Origin of the sequence: Haladaptatus sp. CMSO5 (genome assembly GCF_036689885.1) — an archaeon.
GTDB lineage: Archaea > Halobacteriota > Halobacteria > Halobacteriales > Halococcaceae > QDMS2.
Genome location: NZ_JBAHVW010000001.1, coordinates 1,678,454 through 1,698,417 on the forward strand (window position 1 = coordinate 1,678,454; position 19,964 = coordinate 1,698,417).

At 63.2% G+C, this 19,964-nt stretch carries 21 protein-coding genes; 7 read left to right on the forward strand and 14 right to left on the reverse strand.

The genetic code is table 11. The annotated features are described in order from the left end of the window. Positions 1–84: 84 nt before the first annotated feature. Together V5N12_RS08905 and purL are read right to left on the reverse strand one after the other, a co-directional pair. Positions 85–345, reverse strand: a complete 261-nt coding sequence (locus V5N12_RS08905) for a hypothetical protein (protein WP_332898809.1) — start codon at positions 343–345, stop codon at positions 85–87. A gap of 215 nt (positions 346–560) precedes the next feature. Further along, positions 561–2,699, reverse strand: a complete 2,139-nt coding sequence (gene purL / locus V5N12_RS08910) for a phosphoribosylformylglycinamidine synthase subunit PurL (RefSeq protein WP_332898810.1) — start codon at positions 2,697–2,699, stop codon at positions 561–563. Between the two features lie 140 nt (positions 2,700–2,839). Here purL and V5N12_RS08915 point away from each other — a divergent pair, with 140 nt between their 5' ends. Together V5N12_RS08915 and V5N12_RS08920 are read left to right on the forward strand one after the other, a co-directional pair. Next, positions 2,840–3,526, forward strand: a complete 687-nt coding sequence (locus V5N12_RS08915) for a PHP domain-containing protein (protein WP_332898811.1) — start codon at positions 2,840–2,842, stop codon at positions 3,524–3,526. Then, positions 3,526–4,599, forward strand: coding sequence for an asparagine synthase C-terminal domain-containing protein (locus tag V5N12_RS08920; RefSeq protein ID WP_332898812.1), 1,074 nt, complete (start codon positions 3,526–3,528; stop codon positions 4,597–4,599). The genes V5N12_RS08915 and V5N12_RS08920 overlap by 1 nt, the downstream gene beginning before the upstream one ends. Here the strand turns inward: V5N12_RS08920 and V5N12_RS08925 are convergent. Then, entirely contained in the window at positions 4,588–5,055 is a 468-nt protein-coding gene (locus tag V5N12_RS08925; protein WP_332898813.1) for an NUDIX hydrolase, read from the reverse strand. The genes V5N12_RS08920 and V5N12_RS08925 overlap by 12 nt on opposite strands. A 37-nt stretch (positions 5,056–5,092) precedes the next feature. After that, on the reverse strand, positions 5,093–6,067 hold the full coding sequence (locus V5N12_RS08930; protein ID WP_332898814.1) for a transcription initiation factor IIB: 975 nt from the start codon (positions 6,065–6,067) through the stop codon (positions 5,093–5,095). Between the two features lie 228 nt (positions 6,068–6,295). Here V5N12_RS08930 and gatC point away from each other — a divergent pair, with 228 nt between their 5' ends. From gatC to V5N12_RS08945, 3 genes are read left to right on the forward strand one after another with little or no spacing between them, the layout of a single operon-like run. Further along, positions 6,296–6,574 carry an Asp-tRNA(Asn)/Glu-tRNA(Gln) amidotransferase subunit GatC gene (gene gatC / locus V5N12_RS08935; protein ID WP_332898815.1) on the forward strand — a complete coding sequence of 93 codons (279 nt, stop codon included), beginning with the start codon at positions 6,296–6,298 and terminating at the stop codon, positions 6,572–6,574. After that, positions 6,571–7,842 carry an Asp-tRNA(Asn)/Glu-tRNA(Gln) amidotransferase subunit GatA gene (gene gatA, locus V5N12_RS08940; protein WP_332898816.1) on the forward strand — a complete coding sequence of 424 codons (1,272 nt, stop codon included), beginning with the start codon at positions 6,571–6,573 and terminating at the stop codon, positions 7,840–7,842. Before gatC ends, gatA begins: the two co-directional genes overlap by 4 nt. A gap of 40 nt (positions 7,843–7,882) precedes the next feature. After that, positions 7,883–8,041, forward strand: coding sequence for a hypothetical protein (locus tag V5N12_RS08945; protein ID WP_332898817.1), 159 nt, complete (start codon positions 7,883–7,885; stop codon positions 8,039–8,041). 1 nt (position 8,042) lies between these two features. On the opposite strand, the gene V5N12_RS08950 is transcribed toward V5N12_RS08945, so the two are convergent. The 10 genes from V5N12_RS08950 to V5N12_RS08995 all read right to left on the reverse strand — a co-directional run bounded on the left by V5N12_RS08950 (position 8,043) and on the right by V5N12_RS08995 (position 19,156). After that, complete coding sequence (locus tag V5N12_RS08950; RefSeq protein WP_332898818.1) at positions 8,043–8,393, reverse strand: helix-turn-helix transcriptional regulator; 351 nt, start codon at positions 8,391–8,393, stop codon at positions 8,043–8,045. Between the two features lie 26 nt (positions 8,394–8,419). Then, positions 8,420–9,163 (reverse strand): NRDE family protein, encoded by a 744-nt coding sequence (locus tag V5N12_RS08955; RefSeq protein WP_332898819.1) that lies wholly within the window; start codon positions 9,161–9,163, stop codon positions 8,420–8,422. A gap of 45 nt (positions 9,164–9,208) precedes the next feature. Continuing rightward, positions 9,209–10,690, reverse strand: a complete 1,482-nt coding sequence (gene menE / locus V5N12_RS08960) for an o-succinylbenzoate--CoA ligase (RefSeq protein WP_332898820.1) — start codon at positions 10,688–10,690, stop codon at positions 9,209–9,211. Next, the gene (menC, locus tag V5N12_RS08965) at positions 10,690–11,724 is read right to left on the reverse strand and encodes an o-succinylbenzoate synthase (RefSeq protein ID WP_332898821.1); all 1,035 of its coding nucleotides are present in this window, start codon (positions 11,722–11,724) and stop codon (positions 10,690–10,692) included. Before menC ends, menE begins: the two co-directional genes overlap by 1 nt. Beyond that, positions 11,724–12,671: a 1,4-dihydroxy-2-naphthoate polyprenyltransferase gene (locus tag V5N12_RS08970; RefSeq protein ID WP_332898822.1), complete on the reverse strand. Its 948-nt coding sequence runs from the start codon at positions 12,669–12,671 to the stop codon at positions 11,724–11,726. Before V5N12_RS08970 ends, menC begins: the two co-directional genes overlap by 1 nt. A gap of 207 nt (positions 12,672–12,878) precedes the next feature. Continuing rightward, complete coding sequence (locus tag V5N12_RS08975) at positions 12,879–13,763, reverse strand: 1,4-dihydroxy-2-naphthoyl-CoA synthase (RefSeq protein WP_332898823.1); 885 nt, start codon at positions 13,761–13,763, stop codon at positions 12,879–12,881. Positions 13,764–13,804: 41 nt separating this feature from the next. Beyond that, positions 13,805–15,082 (reverse strand): Cdc6/Cdc18 family protein, encoded by a 1,278-nt coding sequence (locus V5N12_RS08980; protein ID WP_332898824.1) that lies wholly within the window; start codon positions 15,080–15,082, stop codon positions 13,805–13,807. 336 nt (positions 15,083–15,418) lie between these two features. Next, positions 15,419–17,176 carry a 2-succinyl-5-enolpyruvyl-6-hydroxy-3-cyclohexene-1-carboxylic-acid synthase gene (gene menD / locus V5N12_RS08985; RefSeq protein WP_332898825.1) on the reverse strand — a complete coding sequence of 586 codons (1,758 nt, stop codon included), beginning with the start codon at positions 17,174–17,176 and terminating at the stop codon, positions 15,419–15,421. Next, the gene (locus V5N12_RS08990; protein WP_332898826.1) at positions 17,173–18,528 is read right to left on the reverse strand and encodes an isochorismate synthase; all 1,356 of its coding nucleotides are present in this window, start codon (positions 18,526–18,528) and stop codon (positions 17,173–17,175) included. Before V5N12_RS08990 ends, menD begins: the two co-directional genes overlap by 4 nt. Before the next feature lie 31 nt (positions 18,529–18,559). After that, a complete protein-coding gene (locus tag V5N12_RS08995) occupies positions 18,560–19,156 on the reverse strand; it encodes a sulfite oxidase-like oxidoreductase (RefSeq protein WP_332898827.1) in 597 nt (198 codons plus the stop codon). 206 nt (positions 19,157–19,362) lie between these two features. Here V5N12_RS08995 and V5N12_RS09000 point away from each other — a divergent pair, with 206 nt between their 5' ends. Both V5N12_RS09000 and V5N12_RS09005 read left to right on the forward strand, forming a co-directional pair. Continuing rightward, positions 19,363–19,578 carry a DUF7120 family protein gene (locus V5N12_RS09000; RefSeq protein ID WP_332898828.1) on the forward strand — a complete coding sequence of 72 codons (216 nt, stop codon included), beginning with the start codon at positions 19,363–19,365 and terminating at the stop codon, positions 19,576–19,578. A 64-nt stretch (positions 19,579–19,642) separates the two neighbouring features. Then, complete coding sequence (locus V5N12_RS09005) at positions 19,643–19,921, forward strand: UPF0058 family protein (protein WP_332898829.1); 279 nt, start codon at positions 19,643–19,645, stop codon at positions 19,919–19,921. Positions 19,922–19,964 lie beyond the last annotated feature (43 nt).

The window sequence follows — 19,964 nt, forward strand, 5'->3', positions numbered from 1 at the left end:
AACGGGCTGGCGTATAATGCAAAACGGAGATTCCTCAATAAACTCGGAAACAGAAACGGGTCTCCGAATGTCTTAGGGGCGCTCTTACCCGTCGGCAAGCTGTATCCCACGCGCAATAACATACATCAACACGATACCGGTGCCGACGGCTAGTATGAACTGTGTGACGACGGTAAGGAGTCCACCGAGCAGAGAGTTGCCAGCGACAAGCAGCGTAATCAAAAACATAAGAAGCGCCAACCCTCCGAATAGCACGATAAGACCAGCTAGAGGGAAGACTTCTGCGCGGATCTGACGTAGGTCTAACTCTCCCGATTCCCGGTCAATAAACGGCGGTGGCGACATACAAGTGAGATATCGAGACGAGCTTATGAATTGTTGGAATGACAACGGGATAGAGAGGCCGTACAGATTATCGCAATGCTGTGTCCGCACCCTGTATGCAGCACAGCTCCTGCAACCGATCACCGATTGAGGGGTTCAGTAGAGCCATTCTTCCCCACCAACCCTGAGCAACGCCACGCTGACGCGGTAGGTTCGTCAATAACGAGAATCTCGACTTATTCGAGTTCGCGTTCGATGATGGCGCGCAGGTCTGCAATCGCTTCTGCTGACGCCGACAGTTCCTCGTCGTTGACCGTAAGCGAGAGCGTGCCTTCCGTCGTTGCCGTGCCGAGTTCGAACACCGGCGCGACGCCGTCGAAGGCGTCTTTTACTGCCTCGGAGTCGGTCGTCTCGATGACGGCGCGACCGGGCTGTTCGTGGAACAGGAGTTCTGCGGCGGAAGCGTCACCCGAAATCGCCACGTCAGCGCCCGTCTCCTCGGTGACCATCTCGGCGAGCGTCACGGCGAGCCCGCCGTGGCTCGCGTCGTGGGCTGCGAGCGTCGTGTCCTGATTCACGACCGCCGCGAGGGTTTCCACGAACGCTGGGGCGTCTTCGGGGAGTGCCGGGAAGTCGTCCGTGCCGCCGAACTGGGCGAGGAACTCAGAGCCGCCGAGGCCCGACTGTTCGCCCGCGAGGACGGAGTCACCGACGAGCAGGAGCGTGCCCTCTCCGGCGAAGAACGCGGGTGGGGCTTTGTAGCTGTCTTTCGTGCCGACCATCGCGAGCGTCGGCGTGGGTGGAATCGGCCCGGCCTGCGAGTCGTTGTAGAGCGAGACGTTCCCGCCGACCACGGGTACCGAAAGGTCTGCGCACATGTCCGCGAGGCCGTCAACGATTGCCTTGAAGCCGTGGTACACGTCGGGTTTTTCGGGGTTGCCGCCGTTCAGGCAGTCCACCGCGGCGAGCGGGGTCGCGCCTTTCACGGCGAGGTTGGTGGCGTTTTCGAGCGCCACGGCGCGGGCTCCGTCGTACGGGTTCGCGGTCGTCCAGTTCGGGTCTGCACCCGCGGTGAACGCGAGGCCCATCTCGGCTTCGCGGATGGCGAGCACCGCGCCGTCTTGGCCCGGCCCGATTGCGGTGCGCGTACCGACCTCGTGGTCGTATTGGCGGTACACCCAGCGCTTGCTCGCAGTGTTCGGACTGCCGACGAGCGCCTCGAAGGCGTCTTTGAGGTCCGTCTCTGGGAGGTCACGTTCGACGCCCGCTGGGGCTTCCGTTGCGAGGTCGTTCATCGGCGCGCCCTCACAGAGGAATTCGACGGGTACGTCGACGACCGTCTCCCCCTTGAAGGTGCAGATGTAGCGTCCGGAGTCGGTCACGTCGCCGATGACCGAACAGCCGAGGTCGTAGCGTTCTGCGAGAGCTTCGACGCGCGCCACATTCTCAGGCGTGACTTCGTACACCATCCGCTCTTGGGATTCGGCGAGCAGGATTTCGAGGGGAACCATGTTCGGTTCGCGCTGGTGGACGGTTTCGAGTTCGAGCACCGCGCCTTTGTCGCCTTTCGCGATGAGTTCGCTGGACGCGCCGCCGAGGCCCGCCGCGCCGAGGTCGCGGGCCGATTCGATTAACCCCTCGTCCAGCAGTGCTTCGTTGCACTCGATGAGGAGTTTTTCAGTGTACGGGTCGCCAACCTGCACGGCCGGGCGGTCTTCGGTTTCTGCGTCTTCAGATAGATCTTCGGAGGCGAACGATGCACCACCTAAGCCGTCTCTGCCCGTGGAATTGCCGACGAGGACGAGTTTGTTGCCGACCGTCTGGGCTTCTGCAGTGACCATGCGCTCTGCGGGCAGCAGGCCCACGCACGCGACGTTCACGAGTGGGTTGCCGACGTAGTCGTCGTGGAAGGCGACGCTTCCGGCGACGGTCGGCACGCCAATCGAGTTGCCGTAGTCGCCGATGCCCTCGACCACGCCTTCAAATAGGTAGCGCGAGTGTTCGCGGTCGAACCCGCCGAAGTAGAGGCTGTCAGCGAGCGCGATTGGGTAGGCTCCCATCGAGAGGGTGTCGCGGACGATGCCGCCAACGCCCGTCGCCGCCCCGTCGTAGGGGTCGACGTACGACGGGTGGTTGTGACTCTCGATACCCATCGTGATGTACACGTCATCGGTCAGTTTGACCACGGCGGCGTCGTCGCCGGGGCCGATGACCACCTGGTCGCCCTCGCTAGAGAACGCGCCGAGGAGGGGGCGCGACGAGCGATAGGCGCAGTGTTCACTCCAGAGATTTTCGAACAGGACTTCTTCTGCGTCAGTGGGCTCTCGCCCCAACTGCGCAACCACCAGTTCCTTGTCCGACTCGGCAAGACTCATTCACCTATCTGTTGAGATAGTCGGGGTAAAGTCCTTTTCATGTGCACGAACGTGCCCAAAATCGCCGCTCGTCGTGATGTGCCAGCGCAGGCGCTCATGATTCCGAGGCCCTTTTCAAGACTGGCGCGCTACCTCCGCTTGTGCTGTCGGTCGAGCTTCACACACACTCACAGCTTTCATTCGACGGGCGTGATCCCGTCGACCTCCTGTTAGAACAGGCAGCAGCCGTTGGCTTGGACGCGCTCGCTATCACTGACCACGACGAGATAGACGCCAGCCTCGAAGCCGCAGAGAAGGCTCCAGAGTACGGGCTGGTTGGCATTCCCGGCATGGAAATCACGAGCGCCGCGGGCCACATCCTCGCCTTTGGCATCCAGGAGAAAATCCCGGCCTACCGGCCGTTCGACGAAACGCTCGACCGCATCCGCGAGCAGGGCGGCCTCGCGGTCATCCCCCACCCGTTCCAGAAATCACGGAGCGGCGTCGCCCCGCACATCACTACCGACCAGCTTGCGAGCGCGGACGCCATCGAGGTGTACAACTCGCGGCTCCTCACCGGTCGTGCAAATCGGAAGGCAGAGCGCTTCGCCCGCGCTCGCGGCCTCCCGATGACCGCCGGAAGCGACGCCCACATCAGCGAGATGGTCGGGCAGGCGGTCACTGAAATCGACGCAGACGACCGGAGCGTCCCCGCCATTCTCGACGCCATCCGCGACGGGCGCACGAGCGTCGTTGGCCAGCGCACCCCGTGGCACATCAGCTTCGCACAGGCCGCCGGTGGCGCGAAACGCCGCGTGAAAAACCGGCTGTCCTCGATGCTGGAGTGATGGACGGCGCAGCCCCGGCCACCGTCCGCCGGGCGCTCGATTCACGAGAGGCTCTCCCCGGAACCGGGGGCTTCGCGGGCGAACTCTCTGGCGCGCTCGTCCGCGACGTGCTCGGGCGCTATCCAATTTTCTCGGAACCTGAAGACCCGACGACGTGGAGTTTCGACCACCGCGACCTTACAAATCCACGTCTCGTCCCAGCAGGCTGTCGGCGAACCGAAGCCGGTGACGAGCAGGTCTGGACGCTTCCAGAACTACCACTGGTTTCCTCTCGAACAGAAGCAATCAAATCGGTCAGAGCCGCAGTCGAAGGGCAACTTTCTGCCCTCCCGGAAGACACACCGGTTGCCTTCTCTGGCGGCGTCGATTCGGCCGCTCTCGGTGCGTATCTCGACGGCCCGCTCTACGTGACCGGCTTCCCCGGGAGCCACGACATCGAGGCCGCCCAATCAGCCGCGCAATTGCTCGGCAAAGACCTCACTGTCATCGAGGTGTCCCACGACGTGCTCGAAGCAGCAATCCCAGAAGTCGCGCGGGCGACTAGTCGAACGAATGCGATGGACGTGGGCATCGCCCTGCCGCTCTATCTCACCGCGAAACGCGCCGCCGCAGACGGCTACGACACGCTCGCGGTGGGACAGGGCGCAGACGAACTGTTCGGCGGCTACGAGAAAATCACCCGCGCGCCCGACGACCACCGCGTCGCGGCAGACACCGTTCGCGGCGCTGCCCGCGAAGTGATTGCGACGCTTGCAGACCAACTTCCTCGTGACGTGCTCGCGCTCCGTGCCGCGGGCGTCGAACCGGTCGCACCCCTCCTTCACGACGACGTGGTCGAAGCGAGCCTCCGGCTGCCAGAAAATCTCCTCGTGAGTCCGCGTGGCGAGCGCAAATTCGCGTTCCGCATGGCCGTCCGAGAGTGGACACCAGACCCCATCGCCTTCCGCGAGAAGAAGGCGGTACAGTACGGCAGTCTCATCGCCCGCGAACTCGACCGCCTCGCGCGACAGGCGGGCTACAAAAAACGGATGGACGACCACGTCGGCCAGTACATCGCGTCGTTACTCGACTGAGACGGCGTCGATGGCTTCGATGCCGTGGGCGATTACGTCGGGTTCGAGTCGGTCGCCATCCTCGCGCAGCTCGTCTTTCGTAAACCAGTGCCACGTCTCGATTTCGCCGTCTTCGGGCGTGATGTCGCGGTAGTCGACGCGGCCGAAATAGACGAAGTCGATGTGCTGGTGGCCAACGTGTTCGTCGTACACGTTCACGTCCGCGAGTTGGAGGTGGGCGGGTTCGGGAAGCGGTTCGACGGTCGGCGAGGACGCACCGGTTCGCGCTGCGAACAGGGTTACGTCCAAGCCGGTTTCCTCTTTGACTTCGCGGATGGCGGCTTCGTGGGGGAGTTCGTCGCGGTCGATGTGGCCGCCGGGTGGCAGCCACATGTCCAGATGTTTGTGGTCGTGGAGGGCGGTTGCTCCGTCGTTGACGATATAGACGGTTGAGGTGAAATGGCGAGTCGTCTCCATGGGTCGAAAAATGCCGGAAAAGCCGTCAGTGTTCCGCTTAGACGACCTGCTCTTCTGCTTCGAGCAGTTCGTGGTAGCGGTTGCGGATGGTGACTTCGCTGATGTTTGCGATGTCGGAGACCTGACTCTGGGTCACTTTCTCGTTCGAGAGCAGCGCGGCGGCGTAGACGGCGGCGGCCGCGAGGCCGACCGGCGACTTGCCACTGTGAACTCCTTGCTGTTTGGCGGTTTTCAGGAGCTGTCGGGCGCGCATCTCCACCTCATCGGAGAGGCCAAGTGAGGACGCAAAGCGCGGGACGTAGCTCTCCGGGTCGGCCGGGCGCACTTCGAGTTTGAGTTCGCGGGCCACGTAACGGTAGGTGCGCGCGATTTCGCTCTTTTCGACGCGGGAGACGTTGGTAATCTCGTCTAAGCTTCGGGGCATGCTCGCCTGCCGTGCCGCGGCGTAGAGCGCTGCCGTCGCGACGCCCTCGATGGAGCGCCCCGGCAGCAGGTTCTCCGTGAGCGCACGGCGGTAGATGACCGACGCCGTTTCACGCACGTCTTTCGGGAGGCCGAGGGCGCTGGCCATGCGGTCGATTTCACCGAGCGCCTGCTTCAGGTTACGTTCCTTGCTGTCGCGGGTGCGGAACCGTTCGTTCCACTTGCGAAGCCGCTGCATCTTCGCGCGCTGGCGGCTGCCAAGGGACTTCCCATATGCGTCTTTGTTCTGCCAACTGATGTTCGTTGACAGGCCCTTGTCGTGCATCATCTGGGTCGTCGGTGCGCCGACGCGGGACTTTTCGTCGCGTTCTGAAGAATCAAAAGCACGCCACTCCGGGCCGCGGTCGATGGTGCCCTCGTCTACGACGAGGCCACATTCTTGACAGACCGTCTCGCCGTGTTCTGCGTCGGCGACGAGGTTGCCACTACATTCCGGGCAGACAAGCTCTTCTTCGCTTTGTGTTTGTTCGGGCTGTTCTCGCTCGCTCGTCCGCTCGTCTGTTCGGGTTCGAATACTCGTATCAGTCATTGTCTGGTGTATCACACTGCAGAGAGAAGTAGCAGAGACGGCGTCGATACACCGTTTTGTTGTATCTCTGGCGACTTAAATGCTTCGGGCGCGTGAGGCGTTCTGTCTGTCGATTTCGACAAATTAACTGAATTCAAATTCACCTCGGGTCAGCGTCCCTGTCAGGGGGTCTCGCCGTGAAACCCGAGCATCGAAACCCTTACCGCTTGCCCGCGTGTGCAAAAAGCCATGAGCGATACGGTTGTCGACGCAGACGAGGTCCGCCACATCGCAGACCTCGCGCGCATCGACCTAGACGACGAGGAGGTCGAGCTGTTCGCCCGACAGTTCGGGGATATCCTCGATTACTTCGGCGCGCTCGACGAAGTGCCCGAGGTCGAACAGGAGGCTGACCTGGTGAACGTGATGCGCCCCGACGAGGTTCACGACGGGCTCACGCAAGAAGAAGCGCTCCAGAACGCGCCGGAGACCGAAGACGGCTATTTCAAAGGACCACGCGTCTCATGACGGATTCTCTCAACATCTTCGTCACCGAGGAAACGATTGAGAGCGACGGCGACGGCCCGCTCGCGGGCAAGACCATCGCGGTGAAAGACAACATCTCCACGAAAGGCGTCCGCACGACGTGCGGCTCTGCGATGCTCGAAGAGTACGTCCCACCGTACGACGCAACCGTCGTCACCCGCCTGAAAGAGGCAGGCGCGACCATCGTCGGGAAAACCAACATGGACGAGTTCGGGATGGGGACGACGACCGAAACCTCCGCCTACGGGCCGACCCTCAACCCACTCGACGAAGACCGTGTCCCCGGCGGCTCTTCGGGTGGCAGTGCGGCCGCCGTCGCCGCGGGCGATGCTGACCTCGCCCTCGGCTCTGACACCGGTGGCTCGATTCGCTGTCCCGCCGCGTTCTGTGGTGTCGTCGGCATCAAACCGACGTACGGCCTCGTCTCGCGCTACGGCCTCGTCGCCTACGCGAACTCCTTAGAACAGATTGGGCCAATCGCCCCGAGCGTCGAAGACGCCGCTGCCCTGCTCGATGTCATCAGCGGGCAAGACCCACACGACGCGACCACCCGCGAAAAACCCGACGTGAGCTACGCAGACGCCGCAACCGGCGACGTTGACGGGTTGACCATCGGCGTCCCGACCGAACTCGTTGAGGGTGCAGACGACGGCGTCGTAGAACAGTTTGACGACGCGCTCTCGGAACTCGAAGCCCAAGGCGCGACCGTCGAAGAGGTCACGCTCCCCTCGGTCGAACACGCCGTCCAGGCCTACTACGTCATCGCCATGTCGGAAGCCTCCTCGAACCTCGCCCGGTTCGACGGCGTCCGCTACGGCATCTCCGGTGGCTTCGAGGGCAACTGGAACGAGGCCTACGCCCGCTCACGCGAGGCTGGCTTCGGCGACGAGGTCAAACGCCGCATCCTCCTCGGCACCTACGCCCTCTCTGCTGGCTACCACGACCGCTACTACAAGAAGGCACAGGACGCCCGCGAGTGGATAAAACAGGACTTCAACGAGGCGTTCGAGGACGTTGACGTGCTCGCGAGCCCGACGATGCCAACGCCGCCGTTCAAACTCGGTGAGAGCCTCTCGGACCCGCTTCAGATGTACCTCGCGGACGCGAACACGGTGCCCGTGAACCTCGCAAACCTGCCTGCCATTTCGGTGCCTGCGGGCGAAACCGACGGTCTGCCGGTCGGTCTGCAACTGATTGGCCCGGCGTTCGGCGAGGAGGTCATCATCCGCGCCGGAAGCGCGCTCGCGTAAGCTAACAGAGCTTTTTGTTCATCACTCGCAAACGTGAGCCATGGCTGCCGACACGATGTCTCGGGGTGCGTGGATTGCGATTGGTGCGGGCATTGGTGTCGCACTCGGCGTGGCGATGGACAACATCGGTGCTGGGCTCGCACTCGGGGTCGCAATGGGAGTCGCACTCGGCGTGGCCAACCAACAGCAAAACGAGTAGCCTACCCGTTGTAGGCGAGGTTCATAATCCAGTGACTCAGGGCGTCACTGCGCGCGTCGATGTCTTCTTCACCGATGAACGGCGAAAGCAGGTCGCCCGCCATCAGCAGCGAGAAATCGAGATCTTTCGGTGCGGGGGTGACGAAGTACGTCGTGTGACCGTTGTAGACGGCTTCCTCCCGGCGGATGAAGTCTTTGGCCAGCAGTGACTCCACGATGCGACTTCCCTTCCGGGAGCTCACATCCAATTTTTTCCAGAAGTCACTCTGGTAAACGCCACCCGTCTCGCGGATGAGTTCGAGTCCTGCCTGCTCGTCCTCGGAGAGTTCAGCCTCCGCTTCTGCCGTACTCATGGATTGAACAAATTGCCCCGAGCAGGTTAAATCTGACCTTCGACGGGTTCGTATTCGGTCGTACACGGCGACCCGGGTGCAAAGTCGTAGGTCCCATCCCCGCCTGCGTCAATCGTGATGAGCGACGACGAACGCGTTCCGTAGCCGTCTTCGTGAATGCACACCCCGAAATCGTGGTCAGAAATCGCGTCACGCGCCCGGTGGAGCCACGCCTCTGCAGTCTCGGCAGGCGTCGGTTCGAGCGCCTCGCGGAGGGCAATCGCGTTCTGTGATTGCTGTTCGCCCGCTTCGGGGAAGCGCGGCGGCTCGAAGAACTCGCCGTCTATGCCGACGTTGACGACGACGTGGACGCCGGGATCGAGATTTCGAATCCGTTTGCGCCCGTCCCACTCAACGAGCAACGCGGCGTTCGCATCCGCGAGCACGAGGTTGAAGCCGTCGTACTCGCGTTCGTCCACCTCGCGTTCGACGTATCGGGTCGCGTCCTCTGCGGTTTCGTAGGAAAGCGCATCGCGGACGAGCAGGCCGCGCGACCGCGGCGCGTCGAGTTCGGCTTCTATCCAGCGATTGGTGATGGCGACGAACACGCCGTGTTCGTTGTAGCCAATCCACGTCCCACCGGCTTCGCTGTCGCCGGGGGCGACGATTGCGGGGTCGCCGTCTCTGACCTGCGGCGGCGTCGAGGGTCGGTCTACACGTTCGTCACGGTTGGCAGCGACGACGAGCGGCGTGTCGTCGAACACCTGCCACGCGAAGGTGAGCGTACACACAGTCTCTCATAGGTCGCGGGCGCTTCTAAACCCTTGGCGTGGGGGCTATCGAAGCGCCTCGCGCACCTTCTCGCGTTCAACCGTCCCCGACGCCGTCCGGGGCAACGCCGAGGTAAACCCAATCACTCGCGGACACTTGTAGCCCGCAAGTTTGGCTCTACAGTGGTCGACCAGTTCGTCGCCGGTGACTTTTTCAACATCCTCCGTGACGACGAGCGCACCCACCCGTTCGCCCCATTCGTCATCTTCGATGCCAACGACGGCCGCGTCGGCCACCTTTGGGTGCGTGAGCAACACGGCGACGACCTCTGCCGGGTCGACGTTCTCGCCGCCCGTGATGATGCGGTCGGCGCGTCGATTCGCCACCCAGAGTCGCCCACCTTCGTCCTGATACCCCATATCGCCCGTGTGCAGGCCGTATTCAGAGAAGGCATCGACCGTCGTCTCGTAGTCGTCGTAGTACTCCTTCATCACCGTCGGCCCGGAGACGACGAGTTCGCCCGGCGTTCCCGGTTCGACGGGGTCGCCGTCGTCACCGACCACGGTCACGTCCGTGCCAAAGAGCGGTCTGCCGACCGTTCCGGGGTAGGCAAACGCCTCGCTCGGCGTCGCGGTGGCGATTTGCGAGGCGGCCTCGGTCATACCGTAGGTCGGGGAGACGGGCACGCCCTCTCGTTCGCACCGCTCGATGAGGTCGTCCGGTGCAGGTGCGCCGCCCAGCAGGACAAATCGAAATGGATCAAAGGAAACGCCCGCATCAAGCAGGCGCGAGAGCATCACGGGCACGAGCGAGATGCCCGTCGGCTGGTATTCGGCAATAGCATCGCCCACCACCTGTTCGTCGAATGCTTCGATCAACACGACAGTAGACCCGTAGCGCGCCGCGCGCAAAATCGGGGACAGCCCGCCCATATGATAGAGCGAGAGGCAGACGAGCCACCGGTCGTCGGGGAGCGTGCCGAGGCGGTAGGCAGAAGCCTCGGCGCTCGCCGCGAAGTTGCCGTGGGTGAGGACCACCGCCTTCGGTTCGCCAGTCGTCCCCGAGGTGAACATGATGAGCTGTGGGTCGTCCGCCTCCCACGTCGCCGGTCGAACCTCGGCCGTCGGCTGGGAGTCGAGCTTCGTGACCCGCGCTCTGAGACTGGCGTCGAGCGAAAGGAGGGAAACGCCTGTCCCCTCGGTCGCACCCATCGCTTTCGCCTCTGTTGACTCACTACAAACGAGCACCGACACGTCCGCGCGTTCGATTTGCGGGGCGACTTCGGCGGCGGTCAGGCGCGTGTTGAAGGGCACGAGCACCGCGCCGAGTCGCGCGACAGCGTGGATGAGTCGGACGAACGAAATGCTCGTTTCGAGCAAGACGCCGACGTGATCGCCGGGAAGCACGCCGGCTCCCGAAAGGTGTGCGGCGGTCTCATCGACAGCCTCGGTCAATTCGTGGTACGTCCAGTGCACGTCGTTTTCGGCGTCGATAAGCGCGACCTCGTCCGGTGACGCTCGCGCCTGTTGGGCTACCCAGTCTCGCATCATTCCCCATTCAGGACTGGCTGAATATTGCCCTTTCCCTGCGGAACCGTGATTGCGCCATCTGAGACGGGCGCGGGGTCTGTCTCCGTCACGTCTGCTGAGAGAAGACTCGCGGTGGCAAGTCCACACGCTTCGACGTCGGGCAAGCTCGCGGCGAGGTGCACCGCCGCCGTTCGCGCAACGGCACCGTCGATGGTGGTCGTCACGATGCACTCGACGCCTGCCTCGCGTGCAGCGCGTGCTGTCTCTCGTGCCACGTCAACGCCGCCGAGGGCCATTGGTTTGAGTACCAGCACGTCTGCCGCGTCCGCGTCGAGAATCTCCGTGGCAGTTCGTTCGGTGAGCGATTCGTCGAGGCCGATTCGCACGCCTCCACCGCGCAACCGGGCGTGCTCCTTGAGGTGCGTCGCGGGGAGAGGCTGTTCGAGCACCGAGAGATTCGCCTTCTCGAATCCGTCGAGTGCGTGCTTCGCTGTCGGCATATCCCACGCGCCGTTCGCGTCTGCCCTGAGTTCGATGCCGTCTCCGACGGCGGCGCGGACGGCTGCGACGCGCTCCACGTCGGCTTCGACCGCGTCTGTACCGACTTTCAGCTTGAGCGTGCGAAACCCCTCAGCGACCGCGTTCTCGGCGGCTCCGACGGTTTCCGCCATCGTTCCTGCGCCAATAGTCGCGTTCACCGGGACGTGCTCGACACGAGCGTCGCCACCGAGAAATCGGTAGAGCGGCTGGGCTGTGGCGCGAGCGCGGGCGTCGGCCACCGCGAGCGAGAGGCCGTGGCGCGCGGCCGGGTTCTCTGAGAGGGCGGCTATCGCATCGTCTTCGGCTCCTGTTTCGACCTGTGAGCGAACCGCGTTGAGCGCCACTTCACAGGCAGCCAGCGATTCGGTCCAGCCGGGCAGCGGCGTCGCTTCTCCGACGCCGGGGACGCCGTCTACGGTCACACGGACGAGAAAACCCTCGCGTTCCGCGATGTCGCCTGCGGCTGTTTGCAGGGGCGAGGTGAGTGGCAACGAGAATCGAGTGAGTTCCATCAGAGTACCGCCGGTGCGGCGAACCCGAGGGCGAACAGAATCGAGTGAATCGCGAGCAGTTGGCCGGTCTGTTCGAGCGCGGGATTGAGCGCCGCGCCGTCGGTGCGGGTGAGTACGGTTCGCGCGACGCGCACCGCAATCGGCAACGAGAGGAGTGGCAGGAGTGCGAACTGCGAGTATGCCGGGTCGAGCGCGAACACCGCAGGCACGGCGTAGGCAACGGCGAGCATGAGCAGGTATTCGACGCGACTCCAGCGGTAGCCGAGTCGCACCGCGAGGGTGCGCTTGCCGGTTTTCGCGTCGGTCTCTATGTCCCGAACGTTGTTCACGACGAGAATCGCCGTCGACAGCGCGGCGGGCGCGAGACTCGCCACGAGTGCGGCGAGTGGGAGCGTTCCGGACGGGATGGTCATCGGGATGCCTGCCACCGCATCGACGGCTTGGACGTAGTAGGTGCCCGTCACGGCGACGATACCGAAGAAGATGAACACGAACACCTCACCGAGGCCGTGGTAGCCGAGGGGGTAGGGGCCACCGGTGTAGGCGATGCCGCTCGCCACGCTTGCGAGGCCGATGACGACGATGGGAAGGCCGCCAACGGAGACGAGGTACGTCCCCGAGATGATGGCGATGGCGAAGGTGAGGTACATCGCGCGTTTGACTTCTTCCGGCGCGATGAGGCCGGATTGCGTCACGCGGGTGAACCCCTGTCGTTCGTCGGTGTCTGCGCCCTTTATCGCGTCGTAGTAGTCGTTTGCGAAGTTCGTCCCAATCTGGATGAGCAGCGCGCCAACGAGCGCGGCAAGTGCGGGAAGCGCGGCGAAGACACCGTCGTGGACGGCGAGTCCGGTGCCGACGATGACGGGGGCGGCCGCGGCCGGAAGTGTCTGCGGACGGGCGGCCATGACCCACGCCTTCGTCGGCGAGATGGTCGCGGTGTCAGTCATTCTGTTGGCAGTTAGGAAGGCACCGACATAGCGACTGTGGTTGCAGTGCGTTTTCGGTGCGGAGGCGGTTGCGGTTACCGGTACGAGTCCACTGCCGTAGCGGTTCAGCGTCGCACCCGACTGCGCACACGGGCGCAGTCGGCCTTTTTCATGCAAGCTTTTCAAGGAGGGGTTCGCCGGAGGTGAACCCGACGAAGAAAAAGTTGCTTAGTAGTGCCACGGGTACTTCGAGAAATCGGGGTCGCGCTTTTCGACGAACGCCTCGCGGCCCTCCTTGGCCTCGTCGGTCATGTAGCCAAGCCGGGTGGCTTCCCCGGCGAACACCTGCTGGCCGACCATGCCATCGGTATCCATGTTGAAGGCGAATTTGAGCATCCGCATGGCCGTCGGCGATTTCGCGTTGATTTCTGCGGCCCACTCAAGCGCCACGTCTTCTAAGTCTTCGTGCGCCACAACGTCGTTTACCATGCCCATGTCTGCCGCTTCTTCTGCCGAATAATCCTTCCCGAGGAAGAAGATTTCACGCGCCTTCTTCTGGCCGACTTGGTGGGCGAGATACGCAGAACCGAAGCCGGCGTCGAAGCTCGCCACGTCAGGGTCGGTCTGCTTGAAGATAGCCTTCTCCGAGGCGAGGGTCATGTCGCAGACGACGTGGAGACTGTGGCCACCGCCGACAGCCCAGCCGGGAGTGACGGCGATGACGGGCTTTGGCATGAAACGGATGAGCCGCTGGACTTCGAGGATGTGCAGGCGGCCCGTGTCTGATGCGCCCGCCTCGTCGCCTTCGTACTGGTAGCCGTCGTCGCCGCGAATCGTTTGGTCGCCGCCGGAACAGAAGGCCCAGCCGCCGTCTTTCGGGGAAGGGCCGTTGCCGGTCAGGAGCACACAGCCAACGTCCGTCTGGCGGCGGGCGTGGTCGAGTGCGGTGTAGAGTTCGTCAACCGTCCCGGGGCGGAAGGCGTTTCTGACTTCTGGGCGGTCGAAGGCGATTCTGACGGTACCCTGGTCGGTCGCGCGGTGGTAGGTGATGTCCTGAAAATCAAAGTCTGCAATCTCGTCCCAGCGAGCGGGGTCGAAAATATCTGAAACCATACGGCCACTCGGGTCGGGCGGCGCAAAAAGATTCTGCGCGGTCACTCCGAGACGAGATTCGCAAATCGACTGTCAGCCGCGAGAATCCGCTGGAGGTCACGCCATCGCAATGAAAGACGCACATCGCGTCTTCGTGGCCGTGTTTTCGACGCGACCGTCACCAATCCGAGCGAATCGAGGTCGCCGAGTGCACTCGACATCCGGGCACCCGACAGCGGCTCCATCCCGAACGAGGTGCACAGTCGCGTGTAGCGTTCGTGGACACCTTCGACAGGTGCTCCTTCGGGGAAATCAGCGACGGCGAGCAACACGAGTTTTGACTGTGTTGGGAGCGAGTCGACGAGCTGCTCGGTGTGATCGAACTCGACGCGTGCCTTGGCGTCTCTGACGTGCGCCTCCGTCACCGTCTGTGCGCCGTCTCGCTCTGCGAGTTCTCCCGCAACTCTGAGCAAGTCGAGGGCTCGTCGGGCGTCGCCGTGTTCTTGTGCGGCAAGGGCAGCGACGAGCGCGAAAACGCCCTCCTCGATGACTCCTTCCTCGAATGCGACGGCCGCCCGTTCGGTGATGATATCGGTGAGCTGGCCCGCATCGTAGGGCGGGAACACGATTTCGTCGGTTCCCAGACGAGACCGCACCCGTGGGTCAAGCGACTCGGTGAACGTCAGGTCGTTGCTGATGCCGACCAATGTCACCCGCGACGAATCGAGGAGACCGTTCAATCGCGCGAGATTGTAGAGGACGCTGTCGCCGCCTGAAGACGCGAGTTGGTCTACTTCATCGAGAACGACGATGACCGACCGTTCGACGACACTCGCGGCTTCGATGAGCGTATCGTAGACGACTTCGGTCGGAAATCCGGTCATCGGAACGGCTGTTGGCCCCGCGTTCGGGTCGCCCGTCAGCGTACGATTCGATTCTACGAGCACGTTCGTCAGGTGTGCGAGTATCTGATACTGCGTGTCCGTGACTTCGCAGTTTACGTAAACCACGGTGACGTGTCTTTCGAGGCGCGCTGCGGCCCGTTCGAGTTCTCTCGTCACCGAGCGGACACAAGCGGTTTTTCCAGTGCCCGTTTTTCCGTACAAGAGTACGTGCGCGGTTGTTTCTCCGTGAAGTGTACCTGCCAGAACGCCAGCGAGTGAGGCAATTTCGGTCGTTCGGTGGGGGAGTGTCACGGGGGTGTGAGCGGGACGGAGTTTGTCCCGCTGTTTGAACAACCGTGGTTCCGTGAGCAACTCGTCGAAAAGCCCAACCTCTGCCGGCCGCCGTCCGGCATCAGGTCCGTTTGCGTCGGGCGTGTTCGATTCGTGTTGGCTCATGGTTTGCAGCGACCGATTCAGCGTGGCCACTCGTGGCTCACTGGTGTCGAACCGGTCTGAATTTCCCCACCCACGGCGCTCCCGCAGGCAATGCAATCATCAACTGCCGTCTTGATAAAGTTCTGTGAGACAGTCAGCCCAGTTGGTCTGACAGGACGCTGGAAAAATCAACACCCGGCAGCCGAATCGCGCACAATCAAACCGTCTTACACGGCTCTGTGTCTCGGTTTTCTACGAATCCGACTCAGCACTCAGCGGCGTCCGACCCGCGAGAACTGGGTGCAGTCACTTGCTTTGTACTGAATTGAACGAGCGTGGCCGACGATTCTCACCGTCTTACGGACGCGACGAGTCTCGCTGAATTGCCTCGGTCACGCGCTCGGAGAGTTGCTCCCTGAAACGGTGGCTCGCCTCGGCGTCGGTTTGCACTTCGATGACGCGAGTTCCGGCTTCGCCCACCGATGCCACGAACGCCTCGCGGAACTCGCCTCGACCTTCGGTGCGCACGAACTCAAGGTCGTAGAGGTCGCCCGTCGGCTCGAAATCGAGGCCGTGGGGCGTCTTGAACTGGCCAGTAAACGGCGGGTCGAACGCCTCGATGGGGAGCATGTGGAAGATACCGCCGCCGTCGTTGTTGACGAGGACGATGGTCGCGTCCACGCCACACCGAGCGAGTGCGAGCAGGCCGTTCATGTCGTGATAGTAGGCCAAATCGCCGGTTACGAGGACGAGCGGGTCGTCGGTCGCACTGCCCGCACCGAGCGCCGAACTGGTGATGCCGTCAATGCCGCTCGCGCCGCGATTTGCGAGCGCAGTAATCGCCGCCTTGCGTGGCTTCCCGAAGCGGTCTGCGTCGCGCACCGGCATGGAGTTCGAGACGAACAGCGTCGTCGGGTCGGGGGCGAGTTCGACCACGTCCGCGAGGACGGTTCCTTCGAAAAACTGTTCGTCGTGGGCAGCCGCGACGAGTTCCCAGTAGCGGGATTCGGCTTCCTCGAATCGCCGTGTCCAGTCGCCTGCGTCCATCGTGGGCGCCTGTGTGAGCGCCTCAGCCACCCGAGTCGGGTCTGCGACCACGAGGTCGCTCGCGGTGAACGTCGCCTCTCGCCACTCGCCTGCGGGGTCTACCACAAACTGCCGCGCACCCGAGTCGCGGAGGTAGTGTTGGAGCGTCTTCGAAGTCGGGGCAGCTCCAAAGCGGAGCACGACATCGGGCGCAGGAAGGGCGTCTACGTACGAATCGTAGCCGCCGAGAATCGGTTCCCCCGCCGTATGTGGCCCCCAGCGAACCCGAGAGAGCGGGTCTGCAAGCACGGGCATCCCGGTCGCATCTGCGAGTGCGCCAATCGCCGCCGGAGTCGGGCCGTTGTCGTCCGGGCCGACGACGATGAGGCCGCGCGCTGCCTGTTCGAATGCACGGACTAACTCGTCACGGGTCGCCGTCTCGAGGGCCGCGCGGCCCTCGGCCACCTCGACGAACGGCCCGTCTCGGCCAGTCGCGGCGAGCGGGTACTCCGCTTCGAACCCCTCGGGAACGTCGCCCGGCACCTCAACGGGGTCGAGCGGTTTCCGGAAGGGGACGTTCAGGTGGACTGGGCCTGCGTCTGTTCCCTCGGCTTTCGCAACCGCTCGCGCACAGTCAGTGCGAAGCGAGCGCAGTTTGCGGTCTTCGACCGCTGGTTCAGGCAGGTCACGATACCACCGAACAGAGTTGCCATACAGCTTTTCCTGATCGATGGTCTGGTTCGCGCCGCTATCTCTGAGTTCGGGCGGGCGGTCTGCGGTGAGCACGAGCATCGGGACGCGCGCCTGCGACGCTTCGATGACGGCCGGGTGGAAGTTCGCGGCCGCGGTCCCCGACGTACACACAAGCGGCGTTGGTCGCCCGGTGCGCTTGGCTCGACCGAGGGCGAAGTACGCCGCAGACCGCTCGTCGAGATGAGAGAACACGCGGATGTCGGGATGGCGCGAGAAGGCGACGGTGAGCGGCGTCGAGCGACTGCCGGGGGAGATGCAGACGGCGTCGAGGCCAGCCTTTGCAAACTCGTCTACCAGCACGCGCGCCCAGAGGGTGTTTTTGTTGGGTGCGCTCATTCGAGTTCGTCCAACATCGGGCGGTATTTCAACTGTACTTCGTCCCACTCGGCATCGGGGTCTGAGTCAGCAACGATGCCCGCACCGGCAAACAGGGTGGCCTCGGTGCCACGGGCGACCGCAGAACGCAGCGCGACGGCGAACGAGCCGTTTCCGGCCGCGTCGAACCAGCCAACGGGCGCGGCGTACCACCCGCGGTCGAACGTTTCGGTGTCGCGGATGGTCTGTTTCGCGCGCTCTGGCGGCAGGCCGCCCACGGCGGGCGTTGGGTGGAGCGCCTCGACCAGCGAGAGGACGTGTTCGTCGTGGGTGAGTTCGGCGCTGATTGGCGTCTGGAGGTGTTGGACGGTTGCGAGCCGACGCAGGCCGAGTGGGCCGAGGGTCACGCTTGAGGCGAACGGTTCGAGTTGCTCGCGGATGGTTTCGGCCACGACGTTGTGCTCGTGGCGGTCTTTCTTGCTCGTGAGCAGTTCCTCGCCCAGCCACTCGTCTTCTTCCGGCGTGTCGCCCCGACCGGTCGACCCGGCGAGCGCGACGGTCGAAACGGTGCGCCCGCGCAGGGAGACGAGTCGTTCGGGCGTCGCGCCGAAAAACGCGCCCTCCTCATCGGGTGCGACGAGGAAGCGGTGACAGTCGGGGTACGTTGTGGCGAGTCGCGAGAGTGCACCCGGGACGGAGAGTTCGGTGTCGAGGGTCGCGGTGAGCGCTTGAGCGAGCACGACCTTCGTGAGTTCGCCGCGGTGGATGCGCGAGAGTGCGGCTTCCACCTGCGCGTTCCACGTCTCACGTGGCGTCGTGAGTTGCACAGAGGCGACGCCGGGCGGCTGGGTTTCCGGATTGTCGGCCGGCAGGGAAGCGAGCGCCTCGCGTTCGCGTTCGAGCAGGTCGGCCGCCGCCGTGGGAGTTGCATTTGGCCCTGCGAGCGTGACCGTCAGAAACGTTTTCGCGTCGGTTTGAGCCACCTGCACCCGCGGGAGGACGAACCGCGCGTCGGGGAAGCCAGTCCACGCAGAGTCGTCGTCTTCGGTGGGGCCTTCGTTGAACGAAAAGCCGCCGAACAACCGCGGCCGGGCGGCTTCGGGGAGGCGTTCGGGGGTGATGCTCTGAGAAAACAGTGTTTCTGCCTGCGTTCGAATCGCGTCAAAGCGGGTGTCGCCCGCCGCGGTGAGTGTTTCTGTCGAACCGAAGGCGACGATAGACGGGGCGTCCGGCGCGCTCCACGCGAATCGAGGCGCGTCCGCAGTGTCGAGAAGGCGATGGAGAGAAACGGGTTCGACCTCGCAGGCCCGACTGACGAAGGTGGCATCATCCGCCGCATGCGCCACCGTCTCGTCGCTGCGCAGGGGTTCCATTACCGGTAGTCAGTGCTGGCGACTATTTAGCCTAACTATAGCGTTCCTCGTTCCACGGATTCGCCGTCTGCGAGTAGCCGCGTTTCTCCCAGTAGCCGCGCTCGGGTTCGGTGAGGAACTCGACGCCAGTGACCCACTTTGCGCCCTTGTAGGCGTAGCGGTGGGGCATCACGACGCGCAGCGGGCCGCCGTGGTCGGGTTCGAGGGGTTCGCCCTCGTACTCCCACGTGAACAGCATCTCGTCGCGCATGCACTCTGCGAGCGGGAGGTCAGTCGAATAGTCGTCCATTCCGTAGAACATGACGTGGGTGGCGTCGTCGCGTACCTGTGCGTGTTCTGCGAGCGTCGGGAACGTCACACCCGTCCACGTACAGTCGAGTTTGCTCCAGCCGGTGACACAATGAAAGTCCTGTACCTGTGTCTCACTCGGTAGGTCGATGAACTCCTCCCACGAGAGCGTGAGTGGATTCTCGACGGCACCCCACACCTCGAATTTCCACGTTTCTTTGTTCCACTTCGGCGTTCCGCCCTTCGAGAGGACAGGGAACCGAGACGTCTCTCGCTGTCCCGGTGGCAGGCGTTTTTCACCGAACTCTGTGTAGACATCCGTCACGTCTCGCTTGCTCATACCAGAGCTACGTGTCGGAAAGTCGTAAGGGTTGTCGAACCGGTTTTTGCAGTGGCGACTTTTCCGCACTCCCGCCACCGTGTGGCTCACAGCTCGCCTCTGCTGGCAGGCTGGTGCGTGGAAAGTGAGTCACATGTCTTCACGTAGCGCGAATCGCACTCCCCGTCAGAGTTAAATACGGCTCCCACGAAGCGGCGACTATTCCGATGCCCAAAGTTGAGCTAACAATCCCCGAGCACCTCGAGATGCAGATTACGCAGATGGTAGAGAGCGGCGAATTCCTGAACCGCGAAGAAGCCGTCCAGCAACTCATCTCAGCCGGGCTCAAGGCGTACAAGACGAGTGGGCCGATGGACGACGAGCCTATGGGTGGGTTCGAAGACGACGGGATGATGGGCCACGAAGACGAGTACGTCTTCTAACCCGGCGAATTGTGGTACCAGTTGTCAGAAATTCTTAAGCGGCGTTCTCGCTAAACTCCCGCTAATGCACAAAGATGAACTTCTCCAGCTGCACGAGCAGATGGTGACTATCATGGAGAACTACTCGGAAATCTCGGGCGTTGACGCGACCCTCTTTGACCCGTATTACCAACTCGACGTCACGCCAGCCGATGTCCACAAGTCAAAAAGCGAGCACAAACACGCCGTCTTCGTGCTCGGCAACGCGCTTGCAAGCGCCATGAGCGAAGACGAGTTCTCGAACGCAGGCCGGATAGGAAAGCGGATGCAAGAGCTTGCAGAAGACGCTGAGTCCAAACTCTAACTGCGTCGGCCTCTCTCACCTTTCTTTCCAGAATCTGATGAGT

Excerpts from the sequence above, each read along its gene's own strand:
- V5N12_RS08975 (WP_332898823.1), bottom strand. The coding sequence starts at position 13,763 with ATGGTTTCAGATATTTTCGACCCCGCTCGCTGGGACGAGATTGCAGAC.
- V5N12_RS08930 (WP_332898814.1), bottom strand. The coding sequence starts at position 6,067 with ATGACTGATACGAGTATTCGAACCCGAACAGACGAGCGGACGAGCGAG.
- V5N12_RS08950 (WP_332898818.1), bottom strand. The coding sequence starts at position 8,393 with ATGAGTACGGCAGAAGCGGAGGCTGAACTCTCCGAGGACGAGCAGGCA.
- V5N12_RS08905 (WP_332898809.1), bottom strand. The coding sequence starts at position 345 with ATGTCGCCACCGCCGTTTATTGACCGGGAATCGGGAGAGTTAGACCTA.
- V5N12_RS09005 (WP_332898829.1), top strand. The coding sequence starts at position 19,643 with ATGCACAAAGATGAACTTCTCCAGCTGCACGAGCAGATGGTGACTATC.
- menD (WP_332898825.1), bottom strand. The coding sequence starts at position 17,176 with ATGAGCGCACCCAACAAAAACACCCTCTGGGCGCGCGTGCTGGTAGAC.
- purL (WP_332898810.1), bottom strand. The coding sequence starts at position 2,699 with ATGAGTCTTGCCGAGTCGGACAAGGAACTGGTGGTTGCGCAGTTGGGG.
- V5N12_RS08945 (WP_332898817.1), top strand. The coding sequence starts at position 7,883 with ATGGCTGCCGACACGATGTCTCGGGGTGCGTGGATTGCGATTGGTGCG.
- V5N12_RS08970 (WP_332898822.1), bottom strand. The coding sequence starts at position 12,671 with ATGACTGACACCGCGACCATCTCGCCGACGAAGGCGTGGGTCATGGCC.
- menE (WP_332898820.1), bottom strand. The coding sequence starts at position 10,690 with ATGCGAGACTGGGTAGCCCAACAGGCGCGAGCGTCACCGGACGAGGTC.
- V5N12_RS09000 (WP_332898828.1), top strand. The coding sequence starts at position 19,363 with ATGCCCAAAGTTGAGCTAACAATCCCCGAGCACCTCGAGATGCAGATT.
- V5N12_RS08980 (WP_332898824.1), bottom strand. The coding sequence starts at position 15,082 with ATGAGCCAACACGAATCGAACACGCCCGACGCAAACGGACCTGATGCC.
- menC (WP_332898821.1), bottom strand. The coding sequence starts at position 11,724 with ATGGAACTCACTCGATTCTCGTTGCCACTCACCTCGCCCCTGCAAACA.
- V5N12_RS08925 (WP_332898813.1), bottom strand. The coding sequence starts at position 5,055 with ATGGAGACGACTCGCCATTTCACCTCAACCGTCTATATCGTCAACGAC.
- V5N12_RS08920 (WP_332898812.1), top strand. The coding sequence starts at position 3,526 with ATGGACGGCGCAGCCCCGGCCACCGTCCGCCGGGCGCTCGATTCACGA.
- V5N12_RS08995 (WP_332898827.1), bottom strand. The coding sequence starts at position 19,156 with ATGAGCAAGCGAGACGTGACGGATGTCTACACAGAGTTCGGTGAAAAA.
- gatA (WP_332898816.1), top strand. The coding sequence starts at position 6,571 with ATGACGGATTCTCTCAACATCTTCGTCACCGAGGAAACGATTGAGAGC.
- V5N12_RS08990 (WP_332898826.1), bottom strand. The coding sequence starts at position 18,528 with ATGGAACCCCTGCGCAGCGACGAGACGGTGGCGCATGCGGCGGATGAT.
- gatC (WP_332898815.1), top strand. The coding sequence starts at position 6,296 with ATGAGCGATACGGTTGTCGACGCAGACGAGGTCCGCCACATCGCAGAC.